This window comes from Streptomyces sp. NPDC017056 (genome assembly GCF_044332485.1).
Taxonomy (GTDB): Bacteria; Actinomycetota; Actinomycetes; order Streptomycetales; family Streptomycetaceae; genus Streptomyces.
Genome location: NZ_JBIRPD010000027.1, coordinates 59821 through 76676 on the forward strand (window position 1 = coordinate 59821; position 16856 = coordinate 76676).

General features: G+C 73.1%; 2 protein-coding genes. Both read left to right on the forward strand.

From position 1 onward, the window contains the following. Nucleotides 1-57 precede the first annotated feature (57 nt). A complete protein-coding gene (locus tag ACH4OW_RS35085; protein WP_398032237.1) occupies nt 58-7974 on the forward strand; it encodes a type I polyketide synthase in 7917 nt (2638 codons plus the stop codon). A 24-nt stretch (nt 7975-7998) separates the two neighbouring features. Further along, nucleotides 7999-16803 carry an SDR family NAD(P)-dependent oxidoreductase gene (locus tag ACH4OW_RS35090; protein ID WP_398032239.1) on the forward strand — a complete coding sequence of 2935 codons (8805 nt, stop codon included), beginning with the start codon at nt 7999-8001 and terminating at the stop codon, nt 16801-16803. The last annotated feature ends 53 nt before the right edge of the window (nt 16804-16856 follow it).

Sequence of the window (16856 nt, forward strand, 5' to 3'; positions counted from 1 at the left end):
CACCGCGCGGCCAAGAATGGAGCGCACCGGACCCGGCCGAGTGAAGGACGTGGTGAGGTGTTCCGCACCGAACTGATCGCGCCATTGCCCCAGCTGCTGCGCGCGCACGCCGAGCGGACGGGCGGTAAGACTGCTTTCCGGGACGCCCGCCGCGCCGTCACGTACGCGGAGCTGGACCGGCGCACGGCGCGGCTGGCCGGACACCTCGCGAGGGCGCGGCTCCAGCCGGGCGACCGGGCGGCCATCCTGCTGGGCAACTGCGTCGAGAACGTGGAGAGTTACCTGGCGATCACCAGGGCGGCCGGGGTAGGGGTACCGCTCAACCCCCTGTCCGCGCGGAGCGAGCTGGCGTATTTCCTCGACGACTGCGGCGCCCGGGTCCTGATCACCGACCCCGCGCACCTCGACCAGGTGCGCCCGCTCCAGGCCACCCGCCCCCATTTGCGCGTGGTGGTGACCGGTACCCCGTCGCCCGCGCAGTACGGGGCCCTGGCGTTCGAGACCCTGTGCGCGACCGACCCGGGCATCCCCGCCCGCGACGACCTGGGGCTCGACGACATCGCGTGGATGCTCTACACCTCCGGCACCACCGGGCAGCCCAAGGGCGTGCTGTCGACGCAGCGCAGCTGCCTGTGGTCGGTCGCGGCGTGCTACGCCCCGGTCCTCGGCCTGCGCGAGGACGACGAGGTGCTGTGGCCCACCCCGCTCTTCCACAGCCTCGCCCACGTGCTGTGCGTCATCGGCGTCACGGCGGTCGGCGCGACGGCCCACGTACAGGACGGCCTCACCGGCGAGGACGTCCTCCAGGAGCTCAAGCGCCGCCCCTACACCTTCCTCGCGGGCGTGCCCACCACATACCACCAGCTCACGGCCGTGGCCCGGGACCTGCCGCGGCGGGAGTGGGGACTGCGGCGCTGCTTCGTCGCGGGCGCGGCCAGTTCGCCGGAGCTGCACCGCGCGTTCGAGGAGACCTTCGGTCAGCGGCTGCTCGACGGCTACGGCAGTACCGAGACGTGCGGGCTGATGACCGTCAACCGGCCGGGCGGTGACCGGGTGGCGGGCTCGTGCGGCCTGCCGGTGCCCGGCCTGGAGCTGCGGCTGACGGACCCGGACTCCGGAACGGAGGTGCCGGCCGGCGCGGAGGGCGAGGTGTGGGTGCGCGGCCCCAGCCTGTTCGCCGGCTACCACGGGCACCCGGAGGCGACCGAGGAGGCGCTGCGCGAGGGCTGGTACCACACCGGCGACCTCGCCCGCCGGGACGCGTCCGGGTGCTACCGCATCACCGGACGGATCAAGGAGCTGATCATCCGGGGTGGCGAGAACATCCACCCGACCGAGGTGGAGAACGTGCTGCGCGCCGTCCCCGGAGTGGCGGACGCCGCGGTGGCCGCCGCGCCGCACGACGTGCTCGGGGAGGTGCCGGTGGCGTTCGTGGTGCCGGACCCGGAACGTATGGACTTGGCTCCGGAGGATCTCTTCGCGGCGTGCCGGGAACACCTCTCGGCGACCAAGGTGCCCGAGGAACTGCACGTCGTCGCCAAGGTGCCGCGTACGGCGTCGGGCAAAGCCATGCGCCACCGTTTGGCGGCCCGGCCGTCCCGGCTGTGGGCGGTCAATGCCGTCACCCACCGGCGGTTGTCCGGTGTGGGCCGCCGGACAGTGGGCGCGGCGGGGAGCGAGCGGTCGGGCGGGGTGCGGTGGGCGGTGGTGGGCGGGGCGCCCGAAGGCTCTCTACGGGCGGCCGTGGAGGAGCGCGGTGGGGAGGTCCGTGGCTATGCGGATCTGGCGGCGGTGCCCCGGAGCGGGGGCGGTGACGACTACGTATCAGAGGCTGTCGTGCTCTTCGCCCCGTACAGCCGGGCAGCGGGGGACGACACGGACGGGGTGGATGGGGCAGACAGGGCAGATGAGGCAGACAGGGCGTGCGGGGCGGTGAACGCCGCGCGAGCGGCCGCGGCGGTCGGTGCGCAGGTCCGGGAGTGGATGGCGGCCAGTGAACCTGTTGGTGGGGCCCGGCTGTTGGTGGTGGTACGGGAGCCGGAGACGGATGGGGAGCCGGCCGGGCCGGTGCTGGCATGTGCCGCGGTGCGCGGAGCGGTACGGGCGTGCCGGGACGAGCGGGTCACCACCCTCGTGCTGCCTCCGGACGCCCCTGCCTGCTCCGCCGAACTCCTGTCGGCGGCGCTCTTCTCCGGCGAGCCGGAGGTGACGTGGCACGACGGGGCACTGACGGCGCCGGTCGCGGCCCCTGTCGTCGCCCGGCCCGGCGCCGCCTTCGACCCGTCGGACATCCTGCTCCTGACGGGCGCCGGCTCCTCTTTGACGGCCACGGTTGCCCGGCATCTGGTCACAGCGCACCGGGTCCGGCGGCTCGTACTGGCCGGCGCGGTGACCGCGTTGGGGGCGCCGGGGGCGGACGTCGCGGGATTGCGGACCGAGTTGGAGCGGCTGGGCGCCCAGGTGTCTTTGGTCCCGTGGGCCGCCGTCGGCGCCGGGAGCGGGTCGCTCGGCGTGGCGTCGAAACGTCTGGCGCAGAACGTGACCGGTGTGATCCACGTCCTGCCGGACGCCTCCGACGCCCCGGCGGGGACGGATGCCTTGGCGCCGCCGGATGTCTCGGCGCCACCGGATGTCTCGGCGTCGCCGAACACCCTGGCGCGTACGAGCGATACGCGCGGTGCGGACGACGCGCTCGCCGAATGCCTCGGCACCCTGCTCGCGCTGGACCGGTTCGCCGCCGACGCGGGTGTCCGAGCTTTCGTCACCATCGACGCGACGGCGGACGGCGACGGCCCGGTCCCCATGGCCGCGTCCGCCATGGCCCGGCACCGTCAGGCCCGCGGGCTGCCCTCGCTCGCCCTCGCGCTGCCCGCCGACCAGCTGTCCAAGCACCAGCTCACCGCGGCGTTCGACCTGGCGCTGGGCCACGACGAAGCGGTCCTGGCCGCGCGTCCGCCCGTCGAGGAAGCCACGGCGCCCGGGGGCGAGGGGACGAGGACGCCGCGTCGTGCGAGCGGGCTGCTGGACCTCGTGCTGGAGACGTGCGCGGAAGTCCTGGGCGGCCCCGGGGCGGGAACGTTCGATCCACGGCGGGCGTTCCGCGAAGCGGGGCTGACGTCGAGCGGCGCTGTGGAACTCCGCAACCGCCTCGCCACCGCCACCGGACTCGGCCTGGCCTCTTCCCTGGCCTTCGACCACCCGACCCCGTACGCCGTGGCCGCGCACCTGGAGGACCGCCTCTCCGGCCGCACCGCCCCGGAGCCCACGACTCAGCGGGCCCCCGCCGCGGCACACGACCCGGTGGCGATCGTCGGCATGGGCTGCCGTTTCCCCGGCGGGGTGACCTCCTCGGAGGAGCTGTGGCAGCTCGTACGGGACGGACGGGACGCCGTCTCCGGGTTCCCCACTAACCGCGGCTGGGACCTGGCCAAGCTGTACAACCCGGACCCCGACCACCCGGGTACGTCGTACGTCCGGGAGGGCGGCTTCCTGCACGATGCCGGACTGTTCGACGCGGACTTCTTCGGCATCGGGCCGCGGGAAGCCCTGGCGATGGACCCGCAGCAGCGGCTGCTGCTGGAGGTCTCCTGGGAGGCGGTGGAGCGGGCCGGGCTGGACCCGGAGTCGCTGCGCGGCAGCCGCACCGGCGTCTTCACCGGGCTGATGTACCACGACTACGGGCAGCCGCCGCACGGGCGTACGTCGAAGGCCAAAGCACGGGAATTCGAGGGCCTGCTCGGCATCGGCGCTTCGGGGAGCGTGGCGTCGGGGCGCGTCGCGTACACGTTCGGCTTGGAGGGCCCGGCGGTGACCGTCGACACGGCCTGCTCGTCCTCGCTGGTGGCCCTGCATCTGGCCGTACGGTCCCTGCGGTCGGGCGAGTGCGATCTCGCGCTGGCGGGCGGCGCGACCGTCATGGCCACTCCGGCGACCTTCGTGGAGTTCAGCAGGCAGCGGGGGCTGGCGCCGGACGGACGCTGCAAGGCATTCGGGGCCGCGGCCGACGGTACAGCCTTCGCCGAGGGCGTCGCCGTCCTCGCGGTCGAACGCCTCTCGGACGCCGAGCGCAACGGCCACCCAGTGCTGGCAGTCATCCGCGGCTCCGCCGTCAACCAAGACGGCGCGTCCAACGGGCTGACCGCCCCCAGCGGCCCCGCACAACAGCGGGTGATCCGGGAGGCGTTACGCGACGCGGGCGTGGCTGCGTCCGGTGTCGACGCCGTGGAGGCACACGGCACCGGTACGAGCCTGGGTGACCCCATCGAGGCCAACGCGCTGCTGGCCACGTACGGGGCGGACCGGGACCGGCCGCTGTGGCTCGGTTCGGTGAAAACCAACATCGGCCACACCCAGGCCGCCGCCGGAGCCGCGGGCGTCATCAAAATGGTGATGGCGATGCGGCACGGTCAGCTGCCCCGCACGCTGCACGCCGATGAACCCTCCCCCCACATCGACTGGGCCGCCGGACCCGTACGCCTGCTGGCAGAGGCCACGCCTTGGGAAACGGCCGGCGGGGGCCCGCGCCGGGCCGCCGTCTCCTCCTTCGGCGTCAGCGGCACCAACGCCCACCTCATCCTCGAAGCACCACCCCAGACCCAAATCGCGGAACCCGGCGACGACAGCCCCGAGATTCCCTGGCTGCTGTCCGCCAAGACGGACACCGCCGTGGCCGCCCAAGCCCAACGCCTGCTCACTCATGTCTCCGAGCACCCTGAGGTTCCGCCTCGTGCCATCACCCACGCCCTGGCCACCACCCGCACCACCACGCTGCCCCACCGTGCCGCCCTGACCGCCACCCAACCCGACGACGTACGAGACGCCCTCACCGCCTTGGCCACCGGCCACGAGCACCCCCACCTCATCCGGGGCATCGCTCAACCCGCCGGAGCCGGGCCGGTCTTCGTCTTCCCCGGCCAGGGCAGCCAATACCCCGGCATGACCAGCCAGCTCCTCAACACCAACCCCGTCTACGCCCACGCCATCGCCGAATGCGAAGAAGCCCTGCGGCCGTACACAGACTGGTCCCTCACCCGTGTCCTGCGGCAAGCCCCCGGGGCCCCATCACTCGACCGCATCGACGTCGTCCAACCCACCCTCTTCGCCGTCCTCGTCGCCCTCGCCCGCACCTGGCAACAACACCTCGGCCTCCACCCCACCGCCGTCACCGGCCACTCCCAAGGCGAAATCGCCGCCGCCCACATCGCCGGCGCCCTCACCCTCACCGACGCCGCCCGCATCAGCACCCTCCGCGCCCAAGCCCTCACCCCCCTCACCGGCCACGGCACCATGGCCACCATCAACCTCCCCGCACCAGCCGTCCAGGAACTCCTTCCCGAACACACCACCATCGCCGCCACCAACAGCACCACCACCACAGTCATTTCCGGACCCATCGACCGAGTCAACGAGGCCCTCATCCGCGCCCAAACACAAGGCGCCCGCACCCGCCTCCTCCCGGTCGACTACGCCTCCCACTCCCCCCAGATCGAGAGCATCAGGGACGAACTGCTCAAGGCCCTGGGCACGGTCCATCCCCAGGAAGCGCGCATTCCCTTCTTCTCGACTCTGCTCGGACGTTGGACTCAACCGGAGGAGCTGGACGCGGAGTACTGGTACCGCAACCTCCGCGAACCCGTGCAGTTCCACACCGCCATCCAAGAACTCCTCCAAGCCGGCCACCACACCTACATCGAAACCAGCCCCCACCCCGTCCTCACCCCCGCCATCGAGGAAATCACCGCCGCACACCCCACCCCCACCCACACGACCGGCACCCTCCACCGCAACCACCCCGACACCCACCACCTCCACACCACCGCCGCCCACCTCCACGTCAACGGCCACACCATCACCTGGCCCGCACCTCATACCTCCAGGCCCCTCCCCACCTATCCCTTCCAACGCCAACACCTCTGGCTCGACATCGCGGAGGAGAACGACGGATCCACCGTCGAGGACGAGCGTTTCTGGGAGCGGCTGGAAGGCACCGACAAGGGCCTCACGGAGGACGAACGGAAGGCGCTCGGCATCGTCCTGCCGAAGCTGCTTGCCTGGCGTGACGAACTGCGTTCCGAAGCCGCACTGGACTCCCTGCGTTACCGGGTGGAGTGGACGCCGGTCTCCGTCGGCGCCCCTTCTCCGACGACCGGCGCGGACGAGTGGATCGTCTTGGTGCCGGACGATTGGCGAAGCGGCGCGTACGAAGGGTTCGTCACGGCCCTGACCGGCGCGTTCGACCGACGCGGTGCCCTGACCTCCTTGGTCGCGGTCAACCTGGAGGCCCCGGACCGCCAGGCGTTGACGGCGGCGCTGGCGCGCCCGGCCCGTGGGGTGCTGTCCCTGCTGGCGCTCGCCGAGGACCCCCTGCTCGCCGCCGCGCCGGACGCACCGCCGGGCTTCGCCTCGACCGTCGAAGCCGCACAGGCTCTCCAGGCCGCGCACGGTACGAAAGACCCGGGTACGGCACTGTGGTGTGTCACCGGCGGCGCGGTCGCCACCGGTCCGGCGGATCGGGTGACCAACCCGGCGGGCGCCCTCGTATGGGGGCTCGGCCGGGTCGCCGACCAGGAGTACGGCGGTCTGTGGGGCGGCGTCGTCGATCTGCCGCCGGAGCCTTCCGCAGCGGACGCGGAGCGTCTGGTCGCTGTCCTCGTGGGGGTTCCGGACGGGGAGAACGAACTGGCCGTACGGTCCACCGGCGTGGTCGCGCGGCGGTTGCGGCGGGCGCCGCTGGCGCACGTACCCGTCCTCCGTGACTGGCGGCCGGGCACGGGGACCGTCGTGGTCACCGGTGGTACGGGAGCACTCGGCGCCCACGTGGCACGGTGGCTCGCCGGGCGCGGCGCGGAGCATCTGCTGCTGCTCAGCCGCCGTGGGCGGGCGGCGCCCGGCGCCGACGACCTGGTGGCCGAGCTGACCGCCGCCGGCGCGCGGGTGACCGTCGCCGCCTGTGATGTCGGCGACCGGGACGAGCTGGCCGTGGCCCTGGCGGGCCACCGGATCGATGCGGTCGTGCACACGGCCGCGGAGTTGGACGACGCGCTGTTCGGCGACCTCACCCGGGAGCAGATCGCGCGGGCGCTGCGGGCCAAGGCGGTCGGCGCGGTCAACCTGCACGAGCTGACGCGGGACGGTGAGCTGTCGGCGTTCGTCCTCTTCTCGTCCATCGCCGGTGTCTGTGCGCTCGCCGGCCAGGCCAACTACGCGCCGGGCAACGCCTTTCTCGACGCTCTGGCCGAGCACCGCCGGTCGCTGGGCCTGCCGGCCACGGCGATTGCCTGGGGGCACTGGGAAGGCGGCGGGATCGCCGCGCCGGAGGTGGAGGAACAGTTGCGCCGCCGGGGCACGGACGCCATCGCCCCGGAGGCTGCCCTGCGTGCGTTGCAGGCCGTGCTGGACCGCGATGAGGACCGTATCGCGGTGGTCGATGCCGACTGGAGCACCCTGGCCCCGGCCCCGCTGTTGCGTGATCTGCTGCCTCGGGAGAACCGTACGGCGGATGCCGCCGAGCCATCGGGCGACGGTCCGCTCCAGGCGCTGGCCGGTGCCACGGCCAAGGAGCAGGAGAAGGCGATCAGGAGGCTGGTGCGGGAGTGCTCCGCAGCCGCGCAGGGCCGTGCCTCCGCCACCGCCGTCGAGGACGGCCGCAGCTTCCGCGACCAGGGCTTCGACTCGCTCGCCGCGGTGGATCTGCGCAACCGCCTCAACCGGGCCACCGGGCTGCGGCTGCCCACCACCATCGTGTTCGAGCAGCGGGACCCCGGCTCGCTCGCCGCCCATGTGCGTACGCAACTGTTCGGGGACTGCCAGGAGCCGCCGCTGCCGGACGCGCGTTCCGGCGTGGACGGCGGCGGGCCCGCCGCCTCGGGTCCGGGCTCGGACGCCGGCGGGGGCGCCGGCTCGGACATCGACTGGGACACGGCCGGCGACGACGAGATCGCCGGCCTGATCCACCGTGAATTCGGCATCTCGTAAGGACAAAGGACAGCGGTATCTCGTGTGGACACCCGACGGGGGCATCCGATGAACGACGACCAGATACGCCGCCTGCTCCAGCAGGTCACCGGCGAACTGCGGCACACGCGGGACGCCCTGAGCAGGACCCGCGAGCCGGTCGCGATCGTGGGCATCGGCTGCCGCTTCCCCGGGGGCATCGCCTCCCCCGAGGCGTTGTGGGAGCTCGTCGCGTCCGGCGGCGAGGTGATCGGCGGCTTTCCCACGGACCGCGGCTGGGACCTCGACCGTCTGCGCCGCGCGGACGCCGAGTCCGGCGGGCCGCCCTTCACCGAGCGCGGCGGGTTCCTGGCCGACGCAACCACCTTCGACGCCGAGTTCTTTGGCATCTCCGACCGCGAAGCGTTGGCAATGGACCCGCAGCAGCGGCTGTTGCTGGAGGTCTCCTGGGAAGCGGTGGAACGTACCGGCATCAGCGCCGATGCTTTGGCGGGCCGCAAGGTCGGAGTGTTCACCGGCATCACGCACGACCACGGCCACGGCGTACTGGACGCGCCGAGCGAGTTGGAGGGCTTCCTCGGCATCGGCGCTTCGGGGAGCGTGGCATCGGGCCGCGTCGCCTACGCCCTGGGCCTGGAGGGCCCGGCCCTCACGGTCGATACGGCCTGCTCGTCCTCGCTGGTGGCCCTGCACTTGGCCGTACGGTCCCTGCGGTCGGGCGAGTGCGATCTCGCGCTGGCGGGCGGCGCCACCGTCATGACCAGCCCGGCGACCTTCGTGGAGTTCAGCAGGCAGCGGGGGCTGGCGCCGGACGGACGCTGCAAGGCATTCGGGGCGGGAGCCGACGGTACAGCCTTCGCCGAGGGCGTCGCCGTCCTCGCGGTCGAACGCCTCTCGGACGCCGAGCGCAACGGCCACCCGGTACTGGCGGTCATCCGCGGCTCCGCCGTCAACCAAGACGGTGCCTCCAACGGACTGACCGCCCCCAGCGGACCCGCCCAGCAAAAGGTCATCCGCGACGCGTTACGGGACGCCGCACTCATACCTGACGACATCGATGCCGTGGAAGCCCACGGCACCGGCACGGCCCTCGGCGACCCCATCGAGGCCGCCGCCGTCCTCGCCGCCTACGGGCGCGAGCGCGAACGGCCCTTGTGGCTCGGTACGGTCAAATCCAACATCGGCCACACCCAGGCCGCCGCCGGAGCCGCCGGCGTCGTCAAAATGGTCATGGCGATGCGGCACGGCCAGCTCCCCCGCACGCTGCACGCCGATGAGCCCTCCCCGCACATCGACTGGGCCGCAGGACCCGTACGCCTGCTGACCGAAGCGACAGACTGGCAACCCGGCGACACCCCGCGCCGGGCCGCCGTCTCCTCCTTCGGCGTCAGCGGCACCAACGCCCACCTCATCCTCGAAGCGGCACCGGCACCGGCACAGCCACAAGCACCCGCAACGGCACCACCACCGACCGCCGCCGAAGAACCCGCCGTCCTCCCCTGGCTCCTGTCCGCTCAAGGCGAGCCCTCCCTGCGGGCGCAGGCAGGGGCGCTGACCGGGTGGCTGTCGGAGCGGCGGGAAACCTCCGTCGGTGTAGCGAGGGCGCTGGCCGAAAGCCGGGCGGCGCTGCGGGACCGCGCGGTGGTGCTCGGCTCGTCCATGGCGGACCTCCTGCGGGGCACCACGGCCCTCGCCGAGGGCCGTACGTCCGACGAACTGATCACCGGCCGCCGGGTGAGCGGTGACACCTGTTTTCTCTTCACCGGGCAGGGCTCCCAACGCCCGCGCGCCGGAGCAGACTTGGCCGCGGCCTTCCCGGTGTTCAAAGCCGCCCTTCACGAGGTGTGCGCGGTGCTCGCGCCGCATGTGGGCCGGGATCTGTACGAGGTGCTTTGTGCGGAAGACGATGCGCCGTCGGCCGGGCTGCTGAGCCGTACGGAGTTCGCCCAGCCGGCGATTTTCGCTCTCCAGGTGGCTTTGTTCCGACTGCTGGAGTCGTGGGGCGTGACACCCGATGTGCTCGCCGGGCACTCCATCGGCGAGGTTGCGGTGGCCCACGTGTCCGGTGTGCTGACACTGCCCGACGCAGCGCGGCTCATCGCGGCGCGGGCGGCGCTGATGCAGGCGCTCCCCGAGGGCGGGGCGATGGTCGCGGTGCAGACATCCGAGAACGAGGCCGGGCCGCGGCTGGCCGCATACGAGGGGCTGGTCACCCTCGCGGCGGTGAACGGCCCCGAAGCCGTGGTGCTCTCCGGTGACGAGCGTGCCGTACTGGAGCTCGCGGCCCGCTTCGCGGCGGACGGGCACCGGACCCGCAGGCTGCGCGTCAGCCACGCTTTCCACTCGCCGCTCATGCGGCCGGTGCTGGAGCCGTTCCGTGCCGTGCTGGAGGGCATCGGCTTCGCCACGCCCGCCGTTCCGGTCGTTTCCACGCTGACCGGGGAGCCGGTGGACCCGGCGTTCTTCGGGTCGGCCGAGTACTGGGTACGGCACATCGTCTCGCCGGTGCGTTTCCTGGATGCCGTACGGGCGCTGGAGGGCGACGAGGCCCGGACTTTCCTGGAGTTGGGGCCGGACGGCGTGCTGTCGCCGATGGCGCAGGACTGCCTGACCGACGGTGACTCGCTCGCCGTACCGCTGATGCGACGTGAACGGCCCGAGGTGGCCACACTGCTCACGGCGGTGGCCCGGAGGCACGTACGCGGCGGCCGGGTCGACTGGTCCGCGATGCTGCCCGAGGCTCCGCGCGCGGAGCTGCCGACGTACGCCTTCCGGCGTCGGCGGTACTGGCTCGGTGACGTGACGCACCGCCAGCCGGTCGCGGCCGCTCCCGCCCTGCCGGAGGCCACGGTCGCCCCCGCTCCCCCGCCCACGGACATCGCCGAGGACGAGGTGCTGCGCCTGGTGGTGGAGGTCTGTGCCCAGGTGCTGGGCGGCCCCGGCTCCGGCACGGCCGAGGGCGATACGGGCTTCGATCCGCGCCGGGCGTTCCGGGACGCCGGGCTGACCTCGATGGGCGCGGTGGAACTGCGCAACCGTCTCGCCGCCGCCACCGGGCTCACCCTCGCCGCCTCCCTGGCCTTCGACCACCCGACGCCCCACGCGCTGGCCGCTCACCTGGCGGACCGTCTGTCCGGCCGCGCCACCACCGCAGTGGAGGCCGTTCGCGGAACCGCCGTCACAGCGGACGACCCGGTGGCGATCGTCGGCATCGGCTGCCGCTTCCCCGGCGGTGTCGCGTCTCCCGAGGATCTGTGGCGGCTCGTACGCGACGGGCGTGACGCCGTGTCCGGGTTTCCCACCGACCGCGGCTGGGACCTGGCGGGACTCCACCACCCCGACCCTGACCACCCCGGCACGTCGTATGCGCGGGAAGGCGGCTTCCTCGCCGATGTCGCCGGCTTCGACCCCGCGTTCTTCGGCATCGGCCCGCGCGAAGCGCTCGCCATGGACCCGCAGCAGCGACTGCTGCTGGAGGTCTCCTGGGAGGCAGTGGAACGCGCCGGTATCGCCCCGGTCCGGCTGCGCGGCACCCGCACCGGCGTCTTCACCGGCCTGGCGCTACAGGACTACGCCAACCGCCCGCAGGACGTGCCCGAGGACCTGGAGGGGTATGCCACCACGGGCGGAGCGGCCAGTGTGGCGTCCGGCCGGGTGGCCTATGCCTTCGGGCTGGAGGGCCCGGCACTGACGGTCGATACGGCGTGCTCGTCCTCGCTGGTGGCCCTGCACCTGGCCGTACGCTCCCTCCAACAGGGCGAATGCGACCTGGCCCTGGCCGGGGGCGCGACGGTCATGTGCAGTCCGACGGCCTTCGTGGAGTTCAGCAGGCAGCGGGGGCTGGCGCCGGACGGGCGCTGCAAGGCATTCGGGGCCACGGCCGACGGGGTCGGCTGGGGCGAGGGCGCGGCCGTACTCGCCGTGGAACGACTCTCCGACGCCGAGCGCAACGGGCATCCGGTGCTGGCGGTCATCCGCGGCTCCGCCGTCAACCAGGACGGTGCTTCCAACGGGCTGACGGCGCCCAGCGGGCCTGCCCAACAGCGTGTGATCCAGGATGCCTTGCGTGACGCCGGACTCGGCCCTTCGGCCGTCGACGCTGTCGAGGCCCACGGCACCGGGACCGCTCTGGGCGACCCGATCGAGGCGAACGCGCTGCTGGCCACCTACGGGCACGAACGCGAACGGCCGCTGTGGCTGGGCTCGGTGAAATCCAACATCGGGCACACCCAGGCCGCCGCCGGAGCCGCCGGCGTCATCAAAATGGTCATGGCGATGCGCCATGGCCAGCTCCCTCGTACGCTGCACGCGGATGAGCCCTCCCCGCACATCGACTGGGCCGCAGGACCCGTACGCCTGCTGACCGAAGCGACAGACTGGCAACCCGGCGACACCCCGCGCCGGGCCGCCGTCTCCTCCTTCGGCGTCAGCGGCACCAACGCCCACCTCATCCTCGAAGCGGCACCGGCACCGGCACCGGCGCAGGCACCGGCACCGGCTCCGGAGACCGGCGAGGACCGGCACCCGGACGGGTCGGCCGAGGTGGCGCCGCTCGTGCTCTCCGCCCGTACCCCCACGGCCTTGGCCGCGCAGGCCCGCCGGCTCGCCGACCGGTGCGGCGAGTACGCCCCACGCGATCTCGCCCACTCGTTGGCCACGACGCGCTCGATGTTCGAACACCGCGCCGTGGCCATCAGCGGCACGCGCGAGGCGCTGACCGCACTGGCGGACGGCACGCCGACACCCGGCATCGTCAGCGGCACCACAGCCCCGCGCGGCGGTCTCGCCTTCCTCTTCACCGGCCAGGGAGCGCAACGTCCCGGTATGGCCCAGGAGTGGTACGAGACCTTCCCGGCCTTCGCACGCGCTCTGGACGAGGTCTGCGCACACTTCGAGGAGCCACTGCGCCGGACCTTGCGCGCCCTGCTGCTCACCGAGCCCACGCCCGAACCCGAACCCAAACCCGAACCCACGCCCTCGCCCGACCACGCGCCCGAACCAGGACATGAGGCGGAACCGGACACGTCTCCCCTCGCGGAACCGGACACGTCTCCCCTCGCGGAACCGGACGCGTCTCCCCTCACGGACACCGCCTTCGCGCAGCCGGCCCTGTTCGCCGTCGGAGTGGCGCTGTTCCGGCTGCTGGAGACGTGGGGCATCCGGCCGACGCACCTGGTAGGGCACTCGATCGGCGAGCTGACGGCCGCGCACGTCGCGGGCGTGCTGCCGCTGCCCGACGCCTGCCGCCTGGTGGCCGCGCGGGGACGACTGCTCGGGGCACTGCCCGCAGGCGGCGCGATGGTCTCCGTACAGGCACCCGAGGAAGCGGTGCTGCCGCTACTGGCCGGGCACGCGGGCCAGGTGGCGGTCGCGGCCGTCAACAGCCCGGCGTCCGTCGTGCTGTCCGGGGCGGCCGATGCGCTCGCCCCGGTCGTCGCCGCCTTGCGGGACCGCGGGCACCGGACGCGCCCGCTGCGCGTGAGCCACGCCTTCCACTCGCCGCTGGTGGACCCGGCGCTGGACGCGTTCCGCGACGTGGCGGAAGGAATCGACTACCAGGTGCCGTCGCTGCCGGTCGTCTCCGGCGTCACCGGACGGCCCGCCGATCCGGCCGACCTCTGCTCCGCCGGGTACTGGGTGCGGCAACTGCGCGAGGCCGTACGGTTCCGGGACGCGGTGGCGGCCGCGCGTACCGCCGGGGTCACCGACTTCTGCGAACTGGGGCCGGACACCGTGCTCGCCACGGCGGCGGCCGAGTGCCTGGCCGCCGGCGGGGAGGAACAGGAAGCCGGAACCCTGACGGTGAGCGTGGCCCGCCGAGGCCGCCCGGCCGTACGTACGCTGCTGACCGCCCTCGCCGAGCTGCACGTCCGGGGACGTGAGGTCGGCTGGGACCGCATGCTGGCGGGTGGTCGACAGGTCGATCTGCCGACATACCCGTTCGAGCACCGCAGGCTCTGGCTGGAGCCGGACCACGGCGGCGGGCGGCGCGGGGCTGCCGCCGCGCTGGGGCAGCGGACGCTCGGTCACCCCCTGCTCGGCGCCGGGGTCGAACTGCCCGGCAACCAGGGCATGGTCTTCACCGGCCGGATATCGGCGGCGGGCGCCACCGCCTGGCTCAACGATCACGCGGTACTGGGCACCGTGCTGCTGCCGGGCGCCGCGCTGCTGGACATGGCGCTGCGGGCGGGCCGCGAGGTGGGCAGCCCGCAGGTCGAGGAGCTGACCGTCGAGGTGCCGCTGATCGTGCCGCGCGGTGCCACGGTACCGCTGCGGGTGGTCGTGGGAGGGCCGGAGCCGGGCACCCGACAGCGTCCCGTAGAGATCTTCGCCCGGCGGGCCGGGGACGAGACGGGCCGTGAACCGGCATGGGTACGGCACGCCGTCGGCGTCCTGGACGCCACCGCGCCGGCGCCCTCCGGCGACGGCGACACCGGCGCCTGGCCCCCTCCGGGCGTGGTCGGGCTCGATTCGGGTGATCTGTACGCGCGGATGGCGGAGCACGGCTTCGACTACGGACCCGCGTTCCGTGGCCTGGTACGTGCCTGGCGGCAGGGCGGCGCCGGCGACCGCGAGGCGGTCTTCGCCGAGCTGGTCCTGCCCGAGGCTGCCGGTCCGCTCGCCGCGGGCACGCTGCACCCCGCCCTTCTGGACGCGGCCCAGCACGCCGTCCATCTGCTCGACACGTCCGGCGAGCCCGGCCGGGTGCCGTTCTCCTGGTCGGGGGTGCGCGGCGGTGACCGCGCGGTGTCCCGGGCCCGGGTCCGGGTGGCGCCGGCCCGGTCGGGGGCCGCGGACTCCGTCGAGCTGTCGCTGTGGGACGAGAACGGCCGCCCCGTACTGAGCGTGGACTCGCTGACGCTGCGTGCGGTGCCCAAGGACCAGCTTCCCGCACCGGGTGACCGTACGGCGGCCGACCGGCCCGCCGGAGAGCTGTTCGCGGTGCGCTGGACGGCCTTGGATGCCGTCGCCTCCGAGAACGGTGCCGCCGCCCACGAGCCGGCTCCGGACGCCGTGGCGGACATCATCATCCCCCCGCCCGCTCCGGGCGACCGTACGTCCGTGGTCGACCGGATGCACACGTGGACCGAGCGGGTGCTCAAGGAGCTGCAAAGCATGGACGAGGAGGCGGAGGAGACGGAGGAGGCGGACGGCGGCACCGGGTCGCTGCTGGTCGTCACATGTGGCGCGGTGCGGGTCGCTGACGAAGAGGTCACCGACCCGGCGGCGGCCGCGGTGTGGGGCCTGGTCAGGTCGGCGCAGACCGAACGGCCCGGCCGTATCGTCCTGCTGGACCTGGACGAGCCCGCCGCGCTCCCCCGCGTCGTGGGAAAGGTGCTGGCCAGTGGCGAACCGCAGACCGCGGTGCGGGCGGGCGGAATGTTCGTCCCCAGGCTGACGAACGCCGCACCGGCGGAGGCGGAGGCAAAGGCCGAGGCAAAGGCCGAGGCAAAGGCGGAAGCGCAGGCAAAGGCGGACGGCAGCGTGCTGCCGGAACTGGATCCCGAGGGAACGGTGCTGGTCACCGGCGGTACGGGCGGCATCGGATCGGTGCTCGTACGCCACCTCCTCGACCTCGGCGTACCCCATGTCACGGTGCTCAGCCGACGCCCGGCGCCCGGCGACTCTCCCAAAGCGGGCGAGGGACCGGGCGACAGGGTCCACCACGTGAGGTGCGATGTCGGCGACCGTAGCCAACTCGCCTCTGCCCTCACCTCGTTGGGCCGCCCGGTGACCGGCGTGATCCACGCGGCCGGAGTCGCCGACGATGGTGTGATCGGCTCCCTCACCCCCCGCCGCCTGCGCGAAGTGCTACGCCCGAAGGCGGACACGGCCTGGTGGCTGCACGAGCTGACCCGGGACGCTAACCCGTCGCTGTTCGTGCTGTTCTCCTCCAGCGCCGCCACGTTCGGCGCACCCGGGCAAGGCAACTACGCCGCCGCCAACGCCTTCCTCGACGCCGTCGCCGGTCACCGTGCCGCCCTCGGCCTGCCTGCGGTTTCGCTGGCCTGGGGCATGTGGGAACAGCGCACCGGCGTCACGGCCCATGTGACCGACAAGGATCTGGCCCGCATGGCACGGGCGGGCATGCTCACCTTGCCCACGGACGAAGCGTTGCGGTTGTTCGACGCCGCACTGGCGTCCGGGCGGCCCGCCCTCGTACCGATGCGCTTCGACATCGCCACGGTGGCGCGCTCCGGCTTCGTCCCCCCACTGCTGCGGGAACTCATCGGTTACGCGTCGCATTCCGTACACGGAGCACCCGTCGCGCAAAGCAACACCCCCACCCCTGCCGATGCGGCGCGCCCGGACGGGCCGGACCTGCGCCGGACCTTGGCCGCCACTCCCCCGGCGGACCGTCGCCGCGTACTGCTCGACCAAGTAGGCCGGGACGTCGCGTTCGTCCTCGGGTACGAGGAGCCGGCCGACGCCGCTGGCGACCGTGAACTGCGGGAACTGGGCCTGGACTCCCTCACCGCGGTGGAACTGCGCAACCGCCTCAAGGCCGCGACCGGCGTGCGCCTGCCCGCCACCGTCGCCTTCGACTATCCGACCGTCGCCAAGCTCACCGACTTCCTCCTCACCGAGTTGGAGCCGGACGACAACGCCGGGGAGGCCGCCGTCCTCGCGGGCATCGACGGCCTCGCCGGGGCCCTGTCGGCCTTGGACGCCAGTGCCGCTGTACGGGCCCGGGTGGCTGTCCAACTGCAAGCGCTGCTCTCCCAGTGGCAGAACGGCGGGGACGGGACGAATGACGGGTCTCCGCCCGACGACGTACGCCAGGACATCGAAGCTGCCGGCGAGCAGGAACTGTTCGCCTTCATCGACGCCGAGTTCGGCACACCCTGACCGAGCGCTGATCCGCGAAGGAACTGCTCCATGGCCGACGACAAGACCCTGCG